At 55.5% G+C, this 15,612-nt stretch carries 16 protein-coding genes and 1 riboswitch; of the genes, 12 read left to right on the top strand and 4 right to left on the bottom strand.

Features of this window, described 5'->3' with window-relative positions:
• Position 1 precedes the first annotated feature (1 nt).
• Positions 2–1,522, top strand: a complete 1,521-nt coding sequence (hutH, locus tag OGV80_RS18165; RefSeq protein ID WP_286515451.1) for a histidine ammonia-lyase — start codon at positions 2–4, stop codon at positions 1,520–1,522.
• Positions 1,523–1,618: 96 nt separating this feature from the next.
• Here hutH and OGV80_RS18160 read toward each other — a convergent pair whose 3' ends face one another.
• Entirely contained in the window at positions 1,619–2,095 is a 477-nt protein-coding gene (locus OGV80_RS18160; protein ID WP_043015665.1) for a kinase inhibitor, read from the bottom strand.
• A gap of 57 nt (positions 2,096–2,152) precedes the next feature.
• Positions 2,153–3,442 carry an adenosylmethionine--8-amino-7-oxononanoate transaminase gene (bioA, locus tag OGV80_RS18155; RefSeq protein ID WP_126956699.1) on the bottom strand — a complete coding sequence of 430 codons (1,290 nt, stop codon included), beginning with the start codon at positions 3,440–3,442 and terminating at the stop codon, positions 2,153–2,155.
• 76 nt (positions 3,443–3,518) lie between these two features.
• Here bioA and bioB point away from each other — a divergent pair, with 76 nt between their 5' ends.
• Genes bioB through bioD form a run of 4 tightly spaced genes read left to right on the top strand, consistent with a single transcriptional unit; the run spans position 3,519 to position 7,143 of the window.
• Positions 3,519–4,559, top strand: coding sequence for a biotin synthase BioB (gene bioB, locus OGV80_RS18150; protein WP_043015667.1), 1,041 nt, complete (start codon positions 3,519–3,521; stop codon positions 4,557–4,559).
• Positions 4,556–5,713, top strand: a complete 1,158-nt coding sequence (gene bioF, locus OGV80_RS18145) for an 8-amino-7-oxononanoate synthase (RefSeq protein ID WP_286515448.1) — start codon at positions 4,556–4,558, stop codon at positions 5,711–5,713. Before bioB ends, bioF begins: the two co-directional genes overlap by 4 nt.
• Entirely contained in the window at positions 5,697–6,452 is a 756-nt protein-coding gene (bioC, locus tag OGV80_RS18140; protein ID WP_047412500.1) for a malonyl-ACP O-methyltransferase BioC, read from the top strand. Before bioF ends, bioC begins: the two co-directional genes overlap by 17 nt.
• The gene (gene bioD / locus OGV80_RS18135) at positions 6,445–7,143 is read left to right on the top strand and encodes a dethiobiotin synthase (protein WP_043015670.1); all 699 of its coding nucleotides are present in this window, start codon (positions 6,445–6,447) and stop codon (positions 7,141–7,143) included. Before bioC ends, bioD begins: the two co-directional genes overlap by 8 nt.
• Here the strand turns inward: bioD and OGV80_RS18130 are convergent.
• Positions 7,109–7,831 carry an ABC transporter ATP-binding protein gene (locus tag OGV80_RS18130; RefSeq protein ID WP_043015671.1) on the bottom strand — a complete coding sequence of 241 codons (723 nt, stop codon included), beginning with the start codon at positions 7,829–7,831 and terminating at the stop codon, positions 7,109–7,111. The two genes, bioD and OGV80_RS18130, sit on opposite strands and share 35 nt — an antisense overlap.
• A 769-nt stretch (positions 7,832–8,600) precedes the next feature.
• Here OGV80_RS18130 and uvrB point away from each other — a divergent pair.
• Positions 8,601–10,622, top strand: a complete 2,022-nt coding sequence (gene uvrB, locus OGV80_RS18125) for an excinuclease ABC subunit UvrB (RefSeq protein WP_075144956.1) — start codon at positions 8,601–8,603, stop codon at positions 10,620–10,622.
• Positions 10,623–10,776: 154 nt separating this feature from the next.
• On the opposite strand, the gene yvcK is transcribed toward uvrB, so the two are convergent.
• Positions 10,777–11,685: a uridine diphosphate-N-acetylglucosamine-binding protein YvcK gene (gene yvcK / locus OGV80_RS18120; protein WP_043015674.1), complete on the bottom strand. Its 909-nt coding sequence runs from the start codon at positions 11,683–11,685 to the stop codon at positions 10,777–10,779.
• A 329-nt stretch (positions 11,686–12,014) separates the two neighbouring features.
• Positions 12,015–12,160: riboswitch (molybdenum cofactor riboswitch) on the top strand.
• Between yvcK and moaA the strand changes: the two genes are divergently transcribed.
• The 6 genes from moaA to OGV80_RS18090 all read left to right on the top strand — a co-directional run bounded on the left by moaA (position 12,148) and on the right by OGV80_RS18090 (position 15,595).
• Positions 12,148–13,137 (top strand): GTP 3',8-cyclase MoaA, encoded by a 990-nt coding sequence (gene moaA, locus OGV80_RS18115; protein ID WP_043015675.1) that lies wholly within the window; start codon positions 12,148–12,150, stop codon positions 13,135–13,137. Its footprint overlaps the riboswitch before it by 13 nt.
• Positions 13,138–13,156: 19 nt before the next feature.
• Positions 13,157–13,669 (top strand): molybdenum cofactor biosynthesis protein B, encoded by a 513-nt coding sequence (gene moaB, locus OGV80_RS18110; protein WP_043015676.1) that lies wholly within the window; start codon positions 13,157–13,159, stop codon positions 13,667–13,669.
• Between the two features lie 2 nt (positions 13,670–13,671).
• The gene (gene moaC / locus OGV80_RS18105) at positions 13,672–14,157 is read left to right on the top strand and encodes a cyclic pyranopterin monophosphate synthase MoaC (RefSeq protein WP_003035188.1); all 486 of its coding nucleotides are present in this window, start codon (positions 13,672–13,674) and stop codon (positions 14,155–14,157) included.
• A complete protein-coding gene (gene moaD / locus OGV80_RS18100; RefSeq protein WP_286515446.1) occupies positions 14,150–14,395 on the top strand; it encodes a molybdopterin synthase sulfur carrier subunit in 246 nt (81 codons plus the stop codon). Before moaC ends, moaD begins: the two co-directional genes overlap by 8 nt.
• Position 14,396: 1 nt before the next feature.
• Positions 14,397–14,849, top strand: a complete 453-nt coding sequence (gene moaE, locus OGV80_RS18095) for a molybdopterin synthase catalytic subunit MoaE (protein WP_043015678.1) — start codon at positions 14,397–14,399, stop codon at positions 14,847–14,849.
• Between the two features lie 41 nt (positions 14,850–14,890).
• Positions 14,891–15,595 (top strand): Bax inhibitor-1/YccA family protein, encoded by a 705-nt coding sequence (locus OGV80_RS18090; RefSeq protein WP_003831536.1) that lies wholly within the window; start codon positions 14,891–14,893, stop codon positions 15,593–15,595.
• The last annotated feature ends 17 nt before the right edge of the window (positions 15,596–15,612 follow it).

Genomic DNA, 15,612 nt, shown 5'->3' with positions numbered 1-15,612 from the left:
TATGAACGCCATGACACTCACGCCGGGCCATCTGAGTTTTACCCAGCTACGCGACATCTGGCAGCAGCCGGTTAAACTGAGCCTGGATGCCGGAGCGATTGATGCTATCAACGCCAGCGTCGCCTGCGTCAATAATATTGTCGCTGAAGGCCGTACGGCATATGGCATTAATACCGGCTTTGGCCTGCTGGCCCAAACCCGTATCGCCACGGAAGATTTACAGAATTTACAGCGTTCGCTGGTGCTTTCCCATGCGGCAGGCGTTGGCGAGGCGCTGGACGACGCGATGGTTCGCCTGATTATGGTGCTGAAAATCAACAGCCTGGCGCGTGGTTTTTCCGGCATTCGCTTGAACGTGATTGAGGCGCTGATTGCGCTGGTAAATGCTGAGGTGTATCCGCTGATCCCGGCGAAAGGATCGGTGGGCGCTTCAGGCGATTTGGCCCCGCTGGCGCATATGTCTCTGACGTTGCTGGGTGAAGGTAAAGCGCGCTGGCAGGGGGAATGGCTCCCGGCGACCGAGGCGCTGAAAAAGGCCGGGCTGGAGCCGATAACGCTGGAAGCGAAAGAAGGGCTGGCACTGCTCAACGGAACTCAGGCGTCCACCGCCTTTGCCCTGCGCGGGTTAATTGAAGCTCAGGAGCTGTTCGCGTCTGCGACGGTGTGCGGGGCGTTAACCACCGAAGCTGTGCTCGGTTCCCGCCGCCCGTTTGATGCCCGCATTCATGCGGCGCGAGGACAGCGGGGGCAGATTGATGCCGCTGCACTTTATCGCCATGTGTTGACCGACACCAGCGCGCTTTCCCAGTCGCATCATAACTGTGAAAAAGTGCAGGATCCGTATTCTCTGCGCTGTCAGCCGCAGGTGATGGGGGCGTGTCTGACGCAAATGCGCCAGGTATTGGATGTCCTGCTGGTGGAAGCTAACGCGGTTTCCGACAACCCGCTGGTGTTTGCCGAAGAGGGCGATGTGATTTCAGGCGGCAACTTCCATGCCGAACCGGTGGCGATGGCGGCAGATAACCTGGCGCTGGCGATTGCGGAAATCGGCGCGTTATCAGAGCGGCGCATTGCGCTGATGATGGACAAACATATGTCGCAGTTGCCGCCGTTCCTGGTGAAAAACGGTGGGGTTAACTCCGGCTTTATGATTGCTCAGGTAACCGCCGCCGCGCTGGCGAGCGAGAACAAAGCGCTGGCGCATCCGCACAGCGTGGACAGCTTGCCGACCTCCGCCAACCAGGAAGATCACGTATCTATGGCGCCTGCGGCGGGTCGCAGATTGTGGGAGATGGCGGCGAATACGCGCGGCGTGATTGCCGTGGAGTGGCTGGCGGCGTGCCAGGGGATCGACCTGCGCGAAGGGTTAACCTCAAGTCCGCTGCTGGAGCAGGCGCGTCAGGCATTACGTGAACAAGTTGCCCACTATACCCAGGACCGCTTTTTCGCCCCGGATATTGAGTGCGCGACCGAATTGTTAGCGCAAGGAACGTTGCTGAAATTGTTGCCTGAATTTCTGTAGAAAATTGCCTGATGGCGACGCTGACGCATCTTATCAGGCCTACTGTCTGCTTTGTTGTGCCGGATGAGGCGAAGCCGACATCCGGCACAACAAAGCTTAGCTAAACATCGCCGTAATCGAGGCGCTGGCGAGCGAATGGAAGTGAACGTTAAATCCGACCATCGCGCCGCTGGCGTCTTCATCGACATCAATACGCTCCACATCCAGCGCGTGAACCGTGAAGATATAGCGATGGGTTTCCCCCTTCGGCGGCGCTGCTCCACCATAACCGGCTTTACCAAAATCCGTACGGGTCTGAATCACGCCATCCGGCACTGCAACCAGCCCGGAGCCGAATCCTTGCGTCAGTACGCGGGTATCAGCCGGCAGATTTACCACCACCCAATGCCACCAGCCGGAGCCAGTTGGCGCATCAGGATCAAAGCAGGTCACGACAAAGCTTTTGGTTCCTGCGGGCACGTCATCCCACGCCAGATGTGGGGAAATATTATCCCCGTCATACCCCATGCCGTTAAAGACGTGGCGATGTCCAAGCTTATCGCCATCGCGCAGATCGTTACTGATTAGTTTCATGCTGACTCCTCTCGTTAGCCAAAAAGTGTAGCCAGAAACCGTGGAGCTTACCGCTGATTAATCGCTAAAAAATGTTGCACTGCGCACAGCCTCGTTCACGGCCAGGGTCAGGCGACGCAACTGATCGGGCTTGATAATGTACGGCGGCATCAGATAAATCAGTTTACCAAATGGTCGTACCCAGACGCCCTGTTCGACAAAGAACTTCTGTAACGCCGCCATATTCACCGGATGGGTGGTTTCGATGACGCCGATGGCGCCGAGTACGCGTACGTCCGCTACCCAACTGGAATCCGCCGCCGGGGCAAGTTCTGCCCGCAGCTGCGCTTCAATGGCCGCGACCTGCGAGCGCCACTCGCCGGTTTCGAGTAACGACAGGCTGGCGGAGGCGACGGCGCAGGCCAGCGGATTGCCCATAAAGGTTGGGCCGTGCATGAAGCAGCCCGCTTCGCCGTTGCTGATGGTTTCTGCGACCTGACGCGTGGTCAGGGTTGCTGAAAGAGTCATTGTCCCACCGGTTAACGCTTTACCCAGGCACAAAATGTCCGGAGTGATGTCGGCGTGCTCGCAGGCAAACAGCTTACCTGTACGGCCAAATCCGGTGGCGATTTCATCAGCAATCAGCAGGATCCCTTCACGGTCGCACATTTTACGGATGCGCTTTAACCATTCGGGATGATACATGCGCATACCGCCAGCGCCCTGTACGATTGGCTCAAGGATCACCGCCGCAATCTCGTGGCGATGCGCGGCCATCAGGCGGGCAAAAGGCACCATATCCAGTTCGTCCCACTCGCCGCCCATGCGGCTTTGCGGGGCGGGTGCAAACAGGTTTTCCGGCAGATATCCCTTCCACAGACTGTGCATCGAGTTGTCGGGATCGCAGACCGACATCGCGCCGAAGGTATCGCCATGGTAGCCGTTACGAAACGTCAGGAAACGCTGACGGGATTCGCCTTTAGCCTGCCAGTATTGCAGCGCCATTTTCATTGCGACTTCTACGGCGACCGACCCTGAATCCGCGAGAAAAACACACTCCAGCGCCTCTGGCGTCATCGCCACCAACTGACGGCACAGCGCAATGGCCGGGGCATGGGTAATGCCGCCAAACATCACATGCGACATGGCATCAATCTGCGTTTTCATCGCGGCGTTCAGCTGTGGGTGATTGTAACCGTGGATAGCCGCCCACCAGGACGACATGCCGTCAATCAGCTTCTCACCGCTGGCTAAAATCAATTCACAGCCTTCGGCACGCGCCACCGGATAAACCGGCAGCGGGGAGGTCATGGAGGTGTAAGGGTGCCAGATATGGCGTTGGTCAAACGCAAGATCGTCCGTTGTCATAATCGACTTGTAAACCAAATTAAAAAGATTTAGGTTTACGAGTCTACACCAAACTAACAACGAAACGTATACCAATATGGCTCATTCTTCTCGCTGGACAATGTCGCAAGTCACCGAATTATTTCAAAAACCGCTGCTGGATCTGCTATTTGAAGCGCAGCAGGTTCATCGTCAGCACTTCGATCCGCAGCAGGTTCAGGTCAGTACGCTGCTGTCGATTAAGACCGGCGCCTGCCCGGAGGACTGCAAATACTGCCCGCAAAGTTCCCGCTATAAAACCGGTCTGGAAACGGAGCGTTTGATGGAGGTTGAACAGGTACTGGACTCGGCGCGTAAGGCGAAACAGGCCGGTTCAACGCGGTTTTGCATGGGCGCGGCGTGGAAGAACCCTCACGAACGCGATATGCCTTACCTGGAACAGATGGTTCAGGGCGTGAAAGCGTTGGGGCTGGAAGCCTGTATGACGCTGGGCACGCTGGACGAAACTCAGGCCCAGCGCCTGGCCAATGCGGGTCTGGACTACTACAACCACAACCTCGACACCTCGCCGGAATTCTACGGCAATATTATCACCACTCGTTCGTACCAGGAGCGCCTGGATACGCTGGATAAAGTGCGTGAGGCGGGCATTAAAGTCTGTTCCGGCGGAATTGTGGGGCTGGGGGAAACGGTGACCGATCGCGCGGGTTTACTGCTGCAATTAGCTAATCTGCCGACGCCGCCGGAAAGCGTGCCGATCAATATGCTGGTAAAAGTGAAGGGCACGCCGCTCGCCGATAATGACGACGTAGATGCCTTTGATTTCATTCGTACTATTGCCGTGGCGCGCATCATGATGCCGACCTCGTACGTGCGTCTTTCTGCCGGGCGCGAGCAAATGAACGAACAAACCCAGGCAATGTGCTTTATGGCCGGGGCCAACTCGATTTTCTACGGCTGCAAACTGCTTACTACACCCAATCCGAACGAAGACAAAGATTTACTGTTGTTTCGCAAGCTGGGCCTTAATCCGCAGCAAACGGCGGTACTGGCGGGCGATAACGAACAGCAGCAACGCCTGGAGCAGGCGCTGCGTACTCCGGATACTGACGATTACTACAACGCGGCAACCGTATGACCTGGCAGCAAAAAATAGACGATGCGCTAACGGCGCGTCGTCGTGCTGATGCGTGGCGTCAGCGCTATGCAGTGACGCAGGGCACCGGTCGCTGGCTGCAGGCTGATGGTCGCCAGTATCTGAATTTCTCCAGCAACGACTACCTTGGCTTGAGCCACCATCCGCAGATTATCTGCGCGTGGCAGCAGGGTGCTGAGCGTTTTGGCGTCGGTAGCGGCGGCTCGGGCCATGTCAGCGGTTATTCCGTTGCTCATCAGGCACTGGAAGAAGAGCTGGCGCAGTGGCTCGGCTACTCCCGGGCGCTGCTGTTTATCTCCGGTTTTGCCGCTAATCAGGCGGTCATTGCCGCATTGATGGGAAAAGAGGATCGGATTGTTGCAGACCGGCTCAGCCATGCTTCGCTGCTGGAAGCTGCCAGCCTTAGCCCCGCCGTGTTACGTCGCTTTACCCATAACGACTCGCAACATCTGGAGCGTTTGCTGACTACTCCCTGTCCGGGGCAGCAGCTCGTGGTGACTGAAGGCGTGTTCAGCATGGACGGCGACAGCGCGCCGCTGGCTGAAATTCACGCGGTGGCGAAACGGCATAACGCGTGGCTGCTGGTGGATGACGCACACGGGATCGGCGTGTGCGGCGAGGAAGGGCGCGGCTCCTGCTCTCGACAGCAGGTAAAACCTGAGCTGTTAGTGGTGACGTTTGGCAAAGGGTTTGGCGTTAGCGGCGCAGCAATCCTGTGTTCCGATAGCGTAGCCGATTATCTGCTGCAGTTTGCCCGGCATCTGATCTACAGCACCAGTATGCCCCCGGCACAGGCTCAGGCCTTGCGCGCCGCGCTGGCGGTGATCCGCAGCCGCGAAGGCGATGAGCGCAGAGAAAAGCTGGCGATGCTGATCCAGCGTTTTCGTGCTGGGATTAATACGCCGGACTTAACGCTGGCGCATTCAGACAGCGCTATTCAGCCGCTGATCGTTGGCGATAACCATAAGGCCTTGCAACTGGCACAGACGTTACGGCAACAGGGATGCTGGGTGACGGCGATTCGTCCACCGACGGTGCCGGCGGGTACGGCCAGGCTGCGGCTTACGCTGACTCAGGCGCATGAAGCCCAGGATATCGACAGCTTACTGGAGGTGCTGCATGGCGCAGATCAATAAGCAGGCGATTGCCGCGGCGTTTGGTCGTGCGGCCACGCACTATGAGCAACACGCTGAGCTTCAGCGTCAGAGCGCCGATGCGTTACTGGCGCGACTCGATGGTCGGGTGTTCTCTCAGGTACTGGATGCGGGCTGTGGGCCAGGACGTATGAGTCGTTACTGGCGGGAGCAGGGGAGCGAGGTCTGCGCGCTGGATCTGTCGGCGCAAATGCTGACGCAAGCGCAGCGTCATGATGTCGCCCACCGCTATCTGCTGGCGGATATCGAAGCCATTCCGCAGGCCGCCGGTACTTTCGACCTGGCCTGGAGCAATCTGGCCGTACAGTGGTGCAGCGACTTTCGAGGCGCATTAAGCGAGCTTTACCGTGTGGTGCGCCCTTGCGGGGTGGTGGCGTTTAGTACTCTGGCGCAGGGTTCAATGCCGGAGCTTCGTCAGGCCTGGCAGGCGGTTGACGATCGGGAGCATGCCAACCGTTTTTTGCCCGTGGAACAACTGGAAAACGCGCTGCATGGCTGGGATGCGGAATACCAGTCTCATGCCGTCACGCTGTGGTTTGATGATGCGCTGAGCGCCATGCGCTCGCTAAAAGGCATCGGCGCGACGCATTTGCATGATGGACGCGAGCAGCGCGTGCTTACCCGTTCGCAGTTGCGTCAGCTACAGCTAGCCTGGCCCTGTCAGCAGGGGAAATATCCGCTGACTTATCAACTATTTTTGGGAGTGATTCAACGTGACTAACACCTATTTTGTCACCGGGACGGATACTGAGGTGGGTAAAACTATCGCCAGTTGTGCGCTGCTTCAGGCGGCGGGACAGCTGGGGTTACGAACCGTTGGTTATAAACCCGTGGCGTCAGGCAGTGAAATGACGACTGAAGGTCTGCGTAATAGCGATGCCCTGGCATTACAGCGCAACAGCGTTGTGCCGGTGGATTATGCGGCTATCAACCCCTATACCTTCGCAGAACCTACCTCACCGCATATCATCAGCGCTGACGAAGGCCGCCCGATTCAGGCCTCAGTGATATCTGCAGGTTTACGCGCGCTGGAAGAGCAGGCTGAGTGGGTGCTGGTGGAGGGCGCTGGCGGGTGGTTTACGCCGCTTTCGCCAACGCTGAGTTTTGCTGACTGGGTAACAGCAGAGCAACTGCCGGTGATTCTGGTGGTTGGCGTTAAGCTCGGGTGCATCAACCACGCTATGCTGACCGCCCAGGCGGTGCAGCAGGCCGGACTGAAGCTTGCCGGATGGGTTGCCAATGATGTGACGCCACCCGGCAAGCGTCATGCTGAATATATGGCAACGCTCAGACGTGTACTTGCGGCTCCAATGCTGGGGGAAATTCCCTGGCTGGCAGAAGAGCCGGAGCAGGCATCGACAGGGCGTTATATCGATCTTAGCGTTTTATCTCTGGCGTCCCCCAGTCATTGATTAACGGGTCGCCGAACGGTGTTATTTCCCCCTGAGCCACGTTGCGCCCCCGGTGTAACAAGCAGTAGCAGTCGGCGACCCGACGAATAAACGGCAGGCTCTGCTCCGCGAGCATAATGGCGATGCCAAGCTCCTGGCTTAGCCTCACAATCAGGTTTCCCAACTTGTGGATATACGCCTGGCCACTGCCTCGCGTGGGCTCATCGAGGATCAGCAGGCGCGGGCGAGTGACCAGCGCGCTGGCGAGCGCAAGCTGGTGCTGATTATCCTCTGATAATGCCGCTCCTTTGGCCTGACGCAGTACAAACAGCTGTGGAAACAGGCGGTAAATATCGCTGCTGTTCATCGTTTCGCTTTCTTCAACAGCCTGGCGGGCAATATGCAGATTTTCCTCGACCGTCAGTTGCGAAAAAATCCGTCTTTCTTGTGAAACGGAGTTAATACCCAGCGCAATGCGATTTGCCGCCGGGATCGGACTCAGATCGCGTGGCGGCGCGCCTGCCTGATGCCAGAACATGGTGCCGCTTTCGATCGGTAGGTTGCCGATGATGCAATTGGCCAGCGTAGTCTTTCCCATCCCCGGAAGCCCCAGCACGCCGGTACATTTGCCGGGCAGCAGGTCGAGATCCACATCCCACAATGAGTGCTGATTGCCGTAATAGTGATTCACTGCGCGAAGACTCAACATAGATTTCTCCATCATGATGTTATCCGGCACACGGACAGGTCGTCGGAAGAAAACTGCAATTCTCTTGCCAGAAGAGGGCTTCGGGACAAAAACAGTGGGATAACATGCTAAGTGGGTCGAAATATCTGGTTTGTCAGAAGGAGAGCGCTGTTTTGTGCACATTACCAGTGCCTGGCGGTGCCGTGATGGTGCAGGCAGGAAAATGATGAAAATGCGAGCAAGATCCCGGCCATTCCAGGCCGCTTCGTTAGCTGATAAATATCAAAAAATAGCGATAATTTTTTTTTATGCCACCGGAAAAGGGAGTAAGGGCGTTTTTGCCAGGCTACAGTCCATACGGGCTGGAGGCAGTTATCCACTATTCCTGTGGATAACCTTGTGTATTAGAGTTAGAAAACACAATGTAAGCGAGAGAAGACGCGGCCTGCGACTAAATTGGTGCGAAAGACGGCTCGGGATAATAGTCATTAAATTACAGGATGTTAGATAAAATCAATGGCTGTCGCAGAAGTGTCATGCGTTGCCACAAAACTTTCATCGAGTGGCTTGACAAATGTTAAAAAAGTCATTGCTTTGGGGATAACGCATTTTTACTGGTGTTTTATCTCGCCTGAGGCCAAATTTTAGTCGCCCGTCACGGCCGTTCTGATGGCGTATCAGAAATATTATGGCGCGTTACTGTTTTTTCATCCAGTATATTTTACTGGCAAAATATACCACTGCGAGTAAAATTACACACCTGCCCGCCCATTGCTTCAGGTAGCTGCTCATGAGTAAACCGTTCAAACTAAATTCCGCTTTTAAACCCTCTGGCGATCAGCCTGAGGCAATTCGTCGTCTGGAAGAAGGGCTGGAGGATGGTCTGGCGCATCAGACGCTGCTGGGGGTGACAGGGTCGGGGAAGACATTCACCATCGCTAACGTGATTGCGGACTTGCAGCGTCCTACCATGGTGCTGGCGCCCAATAAGACGCTTGCCGCGCAGCTGTATGGAGAGATGAAAGAATTCTTCCCGGATAACGCGGTTGAGTATTTCGTCTCCTACTACGACTATTATCAGCCGGAAGCCTACGTGCCAAGTTCTGACACCTTCATCGAGAAGGATGCCTCGGTCAACGAACACATTGAGCAGATGCGTCTGTCGGCGACCAAAGCGCTGCTGGAACGTCGTGACGTCGTTGTTGTGGCGTCGGTTTCCGCTATCTATGGTCTGGGTGACCCGGATCTGTATCTGAAAATGATGCTGCATCTGACGGTGGGGATGATTATCGACCAGCGCGCGATCCTGCGCCGCCTGGCGGAACTGCAGTATACCCGCAACGATCAGGCATTCCAGCGCGGAACCTTCCGCGTGCGCGGTGAAGTGATCGACATTTTCCCGGCAGAATCCGACGACATCGCGCTGCGTGTGGAACTGTTTGATGAAGAGGTCGAACGTTTATCGCTGTTTGACCCGCTAACCGGGCAGGTCGAATCCACTATTTCGCGCTACACCATTTATCCTAAAACGCACTATGTGACGCCGCGTGAACGTATCGTGCAGGCGATGGAAGAAATCAAAGTTGAACTGGCAGAGCGGCGTAAAATTCTGCTGGCAAATAACAAACTGCTCGAAGAGCAGCGGCTCAGCCAGCGTACGCAGTTCGATCTGGAAATGATGAACGAGCTGGGTTACTGCTCGGGGATTGAAAACTATTCCCGCTATCTCTCCGGGCGTGGCCCCGGCGAGCCGCCGCCGACGCTGTTTGATTACCTGCCTGCCGATGGTCTGCTGGTGGTGGATGAATCCCACGTCACTATTCCGCAAATTGGCGGCATGTACCGCGGTGACCGGGCGCGTAAAGAGACTCTGGTCGAGTACGGTTTCCGTCTGCCGTCGGCGCTGGATAACCGTCCACTTAAATTTGAAGAGTTCGAGGCGTTGGCACCGCAGACCATCTACGTCTCAGCGACACCGGGCAACTATGAGCTGGAGAAATCCGGTGATGAAGTGGTCGATCAGGTCGTACGACCGACCGGCCTGCTGGATCCGGTTATTGAGGTGCGTCCGGTGGCGACGCAGGTCGACGATCTGCTGTCTGAGATCCGCATTCGTGCGGCGATTAACGAACGTGTGCTGGTCACCACGCTCACCAAACGGATGGCGGAGGATCTCACCGAGTACCTCGAAGAGCACGGTGAACGGGTGCGTTATTTGCACTCTGACATCGATACCGTGGAACGTATGGAAATCATTCGTGACCTGCGTCTGGGTGAGTTTGACGTGCTGGTGGGTATCAACCTGTTACGTGAAGGTCTGGACATGCCTGAGGTCTCACTGGTGGCGATTCTGGACGCAGACAAAGAAGGGTTCCTGCGTTCTGAACGTTCGCTTATCCAGACCATCGGTCGTGCGGCGCGTAATATCAACGGTAAGGCGATTCTCTACGGCGATAAAATTACCGCCTCAATGGCCAAAGCGATTGGTGAAACCGAACGTCGTCGTGAGAAACAGCAACTCTACAACGAAGAACACGGTATTACGCCGCAGGGCCTGAACAAGAAAGTGGTCGATATTCTGGCGTTGGGTCAGAATATCGCGAAGACCAAAGCGAAAGGCAAAGGGAAGTCACGCGCAGGCGCGAAGTCTGAAGTTGTCGAGCTGGATATGACACCAAAAGCGCTGCAGCAGAAGATTCACGAGCTGGAAGGGCAGATGATGCAGCACGCGCAGAATCTCGAATTTGAAGAGGCAGCGACGATCCGCGACCAGTTGCATCAACTGCGCGAGTTGTTTATTGCGGCATCGTAAGGCGGTGTCGGATGCGGGGTGGATAGCATTCGTAGGCCGGATGCCGGAGCAAATCGTTTTGTAGGCCTGATAAGCAAAGCGCATCAGGCATTGTTTGATGCCGGAGCAATTCGTTTTGTAGGCCTGATAAGCGCAGCGCATCAGGCAAATACGTTCAACCTAACGCCTGTACCGCTTTCTCCAGCGCGTTGTGCAATAGCTGGCGGTCATGGCGGTAGGGAATATCGCTGGCTTCCAGCACCTCCTGAATAACCACGCGGTCGGAAACGGTGGATACATCTACTTTCGGGCCCACAACCACCGCATCAATCACTTTTCTGCCAACATACTGTTCAATGATTGCCAGCTTATCGTTAAGCGTCAGGCCGGCTGCTGGCAGGCTTAACTCGCGGCCCAGATTGCCGATGTACACCATCGGAGCGGGAGTGCGACGTAATGCCTGCGCCAGTTCGTCGAGCAGCAGGAGCGGCATCAGGCTGGTGTAAAAACTGCCGGGACCTATCAGAATCAAATCCGCTTCAGCGATAGCTTCTACCGCCTCCCGCGTGGTGGGAACTTTTGGCGACAGCATCAGTTCCTGAGGTGGGATGGTAAGCTGATCGATATTCACTTCGCCATAAACTTCATGCCCCTGATCGTCGATAGCCATCAGATCTACCGGCAGCTCCGACATCGGAATTAAATGCGCGTCAACTTTCAGCAGACTACGAATTAAATTGATAGCCTCCAGAGGCCGCACGCTGAGGTGATCGAGCGCCTTTAACATCAGGTTTCCGAGGTTATGCCCGGAAAGTTCGCCATTACCGCCAAAACGATACTCAAACATGGCGGATGCAACGCTGGGTTGAGTGATTAACTGGTTCAGACAGTTACGCATGTCTCCCCAGGCAATCCCGCCTTCAGAGCGGCGAATACGACCTGTCGACCCGCCGTTATCGGTCGTGGTGACGATACCCGTCAGGCGCGAACCTAAAGGGGAAAGTGAGGAGAGAACGCGTCCCAGTCCATGCCCTCCGCCGAGAGCGACAACGCGGTCCAGATCTGCCAGCGTGCGAGTGCGCATAAATTTTCCTGATATCAATTAATCGGCGCTACAGTAACGTAAATAGCGTGTTTTCAGCAATTATCCAGTCGGCATCTGCCGTAATTTTTTTCTGCCATCTACTCCTTTCTGACGAGATCCACCTGACGGCAAGATGATGTATATCAATGCAAAACTGTGGTTTTTGCTTATTCTGTAGCGAAATTGCACGATCATGTCGTTATGTATGTATTTATATAGCGAAAGTGTACATGGCAAAAGCGTCATTTACACGCTAGTATCGGCATAACCACTAAGTACTCTAAATAATTTGAGTTGCCGAAAGCCAACGCATCTGCAACACAAAGTATGACGAGTATAAACACTCTAGCCTCTGCACCTGGGTCAAATGATACGGTGCTTTGGCCGTGACAATACTTGAAAAAGTTTGTCACCAGGGCGCAGGAAGAAATGACTACGTCTCCCGTATTTGGAAAGGTGTACATGGGCTCTCAACTTACCGATGCTTTCGCACGTAAGTTTTACTACTTACGTTTGTCGATTACCGATGTGTGTAACTTTCGTTGCACCTACTGCCTGCCGGATGGCTATAAGCCCGGTGGGGTCACCAATAACGGCTTTCTGACCGTTGATGAAATTCGCCGCGTTACGCGCGCATTCGCCAGCCTGGGAACGGAAAAAGTGCGTCTGACGGGGGGCGAACCGTCTCTTCGTCGCGACTTCACTGACATTATCGCCGCCGTGCGCGAAAACGACGCCATCCGTCAGATTGCGGTAACCACCAATGGTTATCGTCTGGCGCGCGATGCTGCTGCCTGGCGCGATGCCGGACTGACCGCGCTTAACGTCAGCGTCGACAGCCTCGATGCCCGCCAGTTTCACGCCATTACCGGGCAGGACAAATTTCAGCAGGTGATGGCGGGCATTGACGCCGCCTTTGAAGCCGGTTTTGAAAAAGTGAAAGTCAACACCGTGCTGATGCGCGACGTGAATCATCATCAACTGGACACCTTCCTGGCGTGGGTTCAGCCCCGTCCTATCCAACTGCGCTTTATTGAACTGATGGAAACGGGCGAGGGCAGTTCTCTCTTCCGTAAACACCATATTTCAGGCCAGGTACTGCGCGATGAGCTGTTGCGTCGCGGCTGGATCCACCAGATTCGACAGCGCAGCGACGGCCCGGCTCAGGTTTTCTGTCATCCTGACTATGCCGGCGAAATTGGTCTGATCATGCCTTATGAGAAAGACTTCTGCGCCACCTGCAACCGTCTGCGCGTTTCATCTGTCGGCAAGCTTCATCTGTGTTTATTCGGTGAAGGCGGCGTAAGCCTGCGAGATTTGCTGGAAAACGACGCTCAGCAGCCAGCGCTGGAAGAACGCATTTCAGCCGCGCTGCTGGAGAAAAAGCAGACCCATTTCCTGCATCAGAACAATACCGGTATTACGCAAAACTTATCTTACATTGGCGGCTGATCGCTAAAAGGAGTTTTTCATGAGTCAGGTAAGCGCTGAATTTATCCCGACACGCATTGCTATTCTTACCGTTTCAAGCCGTCGCGGCGAAGAGGATGATACCTCCGGCCATTATCTGCGTGACTCGGCGCAAGAAGCGGGTCATCAGATTGTCGACAAGGCGATTGTCAAAGAGAACCGCTACGCCATCCGTGCCCAGGTTTCTGCCTGGATTGCCAGTGACGATGTTCAGGTGGTGCTTATTACCGGCGGCACTGGGTTAACCGAAGGGGACCAGGCGCCAGAAGCGCTGCAGCCGCTGTTCGACAGAGAAGTCGAAGGGTTTGGTGAAGTATTCCGTATGCTGTCGTTTGAAGAGATTGGCACCGCGACGCTGCAATCCCGGGCGATTGCCGGAGTAGCCAATAAAACGCTGATTTTCGCCATGCCGGGGTCGACGAAAGCGTGTCGTACCGCCTGGGAAAATATCATTGCGCCGCAGCTCGATGCCCGTACGCGTCCGTGTAATTTCCACCCACATTTGAAGAAATAAGTATGTCGCAACTGACTCATATTAACGCCGCTGGCGAAGCGCATATGGTGGATGTCTCCGCCAAGGCGGAAACCGTACGCGAGGCGCGTGCAGAAGCATTCGTGACCATGCGTAGCGAAACGCTGGCGATGATTATCGACGGCAGCCACCATAAGGGCGACGTTTTCGCCACGGCGCGTATTGCCGGTATCCAGGCTGCCAAACGCACCTGGGATCTTATCCCGTTGTGTCATCCGCTGATGTTGAGCAAGGTTGAAGTCAATCTGCACGCTGAACCGGAACATAACCGCGTACGTATTGAAACGCTGTGTCGCCTGACCGGTAAAACCGGCGTTGAAATGGAAGCGTTAACGGCGGCCTCCGTGGCGGCGTTGACCATCTACGATATGTGCAAAGCGGTGCAAAAGGATATGGTGATTGGGCCGGTGCGTCTGCTGGCAAAAAGCGGCGGAAAATCGGGCGATTTTAAGGTGGATGCGCATGATTAAGGTTCTTTTCTTTGCTCAGGTACGGGAACTGGTGAACACGGATGCGTTAGAGGTTGCTGCCGGGTATGCAACGGTAGAAGCCCTGCGCCAGCATCTGGCAGCGCAAAGCGATCGCTGGGCGCTAGCCCTGGAAGACGGTAAGCTGCTGGCGGCGGTAAACCAGACGCTGGTCAGTTTTGACCATCCCCTTAACGCGGGTGACGAAGTGGCTTTCTTCCCGCCGGTAACCGGAGGCTAAGATGGCTGAAACGCGAATTGTTGTTGGCCCTGCGCCGTTCAGCGTTGGGGATGAGTATCCCTGGCTGGCCGAGCGTGATGAAGACGGCGCGGTCGTCACTTTCACCGGTAAAGTGCGCAATCACAATCTCGGTGATAGCGTGCGGGCGTTAACGCTGGAACACTATCCGGGAATGACTGAAAAAGCGCTGGCGGAGATTGTCGACGAGGCGCGTTCGCGCTGGCCGCTGGGTCGGGTGACGGTAATTCATCGCATTGGCGAACTGTGGCCGGGTGACGAAATCGTTTTTGTTGGCGTGACCAGTGCGCATCGCAGCAGCGCGTTTGATGCCGGGCAGTTCATTATGGATTACCTGAAAACTCGCGCGCCGTTCTGGAAGCGCGAGGCTACGCCGGAAGGTGAGCGCTGGGTTGATGCCCGCGACAGTGATAAGCTAGCAGCAAAACGCTGGTAGAGTACAATTGTTGTAGGCTCATACTGATTCAGGAGATTGTCATGGACCGATTCCCACGATCCGATTCTATTGTACAGGCCCGTTCCGGCCTGCAAACGTATATGGCGCAGGTGTACGGCTGGATGACCTGCGGACTGTTGCTGACGGCGTTTATCGCCTGGTATGCGGCAAATACGCCCGCGGTGATGATGTTTGTCTTCTCCAGCAAAATCACCTTCTTTGGCCTGATCATCGCTCAACTGGCGCTGGTGTTTGTCCTGTCCGGCATGGTGCAAAGGCTCAGCGCAGGTATGGCGACAACGTTGTTTATGCTCTATTCGGCATTAACTGGTTTGACGCTATCAAGCATTTTTATCGTCTATACCTACTCGTCTATCGCCAGCACCTTCGTGGTCACCGGCGGGATGTTCGGGATCATGAGTCTGTATGGCTACACCACCAAACGCGATTTGAGCGGCTTCGGCAATATGCTGTTCATGGCGCTGATCGGTATTGTGCTGGCCTCGCTGGTTAACTTCTGGCTCAAGAGCGAAGCGCTGATGTGGGCGGTAACCTATATCGGGGTGATTGTGTTTGTTGGCCTGACCGCCTATGACACGCAGAAGCTGAAAAATATCGGTGAGCAGATCGACCTGCGCGACAGCTCCAATCTGCGTAAATACGCGATTCTTGGAGCCCTAACGCTGTATCTGGACTTCATCAACCTGTTCCTGATGCTGCTGCGTATTTTCGGCAATCGTCGTTAATCGTCTGTTGCCGGATG

The organism is Citrobacter sp. Ce119 (assembly GCF_030334525.1).
In the GTDB taxonomy this organism is placed as follows: Bacteria; Pseudomonadota; Gammaproteobacteria; order Enterobacterales; family Enterobacteriaceae; genus Citrobacter; species Citrobacter europaeus.
This window is presented reverse-complemented; position numbering and strand designations above follow the sequence as displayed.

Bases quoted from the DNA above. Each gene is read 5' to 3' on its own strand.
- hutH (WP_286515451.1), top strand. From the start codon at position 2: ATGAACGCCATGACACTCACGCCGGGCCATCTGAGTTTTACCCAGCTA.
- OGV80_RS18160 (WP_043015665.1), bottom strand. From the start codon at position 2,095: ATGAAACTAATCAGTAACGATCTGCGCGATGGCGATAAGCTTGGACAT.
- bioA (WP_126956699.1), bottom strand. From the start codon at position 3,442: ATGACAACGGACGATCTTGCGTTTGACCAACGCCATATCTGGCACCCT.
- bioB (WP_043015667.1), top strand. From the start codon at position 3,519: ATGGCTCATTCTTCTCGCTGGACAATGTCGCAAGTCACCGAATTATTT.
- bioF (WP_286515448.1), top strand. From the start codon at position 4,556: ATGACCTGGCAGCAAAAAATAGACGATGCGCTAACGGCGCGTCGTCGT.
- bioC (WP_047412500.1), top strand. From the start codon at position 5,697: ATGGCGCAGATCAATAAGCAGGCGATTGCCGCGGCGTTTGGTCGTGCG.
- OGV80_RS18130 (WP_043015671.1), bottom strand. From the start codon at position 7,831: ATGTTGAGTCTTCGCGCAGTGAATCACTATTACGGCAATCAGCACTCA.
- uvrB (WP_075144956.1), top strand. From the start codon at position 8,601: ATGAGTAAACCGTTCAAACTAAATTCCGCTTTTAAACCCTCTGGCGAT.
- yvcK (WP_043015674.1), bottom strand. From the start codon at position 11,685: ATGCGCACTCGCACGCTGGCAGATCTGGACCGCGTTGTCGCTCTCGGC.
- moaA (WP_043015675.1), top strand. From the start codon at position 12,148: ATGGGCTCTCAACTTACCGATGCTTTCGCACGTAAGTTTTACTACTTA.
- moaB (WP_043015676.1), top strand. From the start codon at position 13,157: ATGAGTCAGGTAAGCGCTGAATTTATCCCGACACGCATTGCTATTCTT.
- moaC (WP_003035188.1), top strand. From the start codon at position 13,672: ATGTCGCAACTGACTCATATTAACGCCGCTGGCGAAGCGCATATGGTG.
- moaD (WP_286515446.1), top strand. From the start codon at position 14,150: ATGATTAAGGTTCTTTTCTTTGCTCAGGTACGGGAACTGGTGAACACG.
- moaE (WP_043015678.1), top strand. From the start codon at position 14,397: ATGGCTGAAACGCGAATTGTTGTTGGCCCTGCGCCGTTCAGCGTTGGG.
- OGV80_RS18090 (WP_003831536.1), top strand. From the start codon at position 14,891: ATGGACCGATTCCCACGATCCGATTCTATTGTACAGGCCCGTTCCGGC.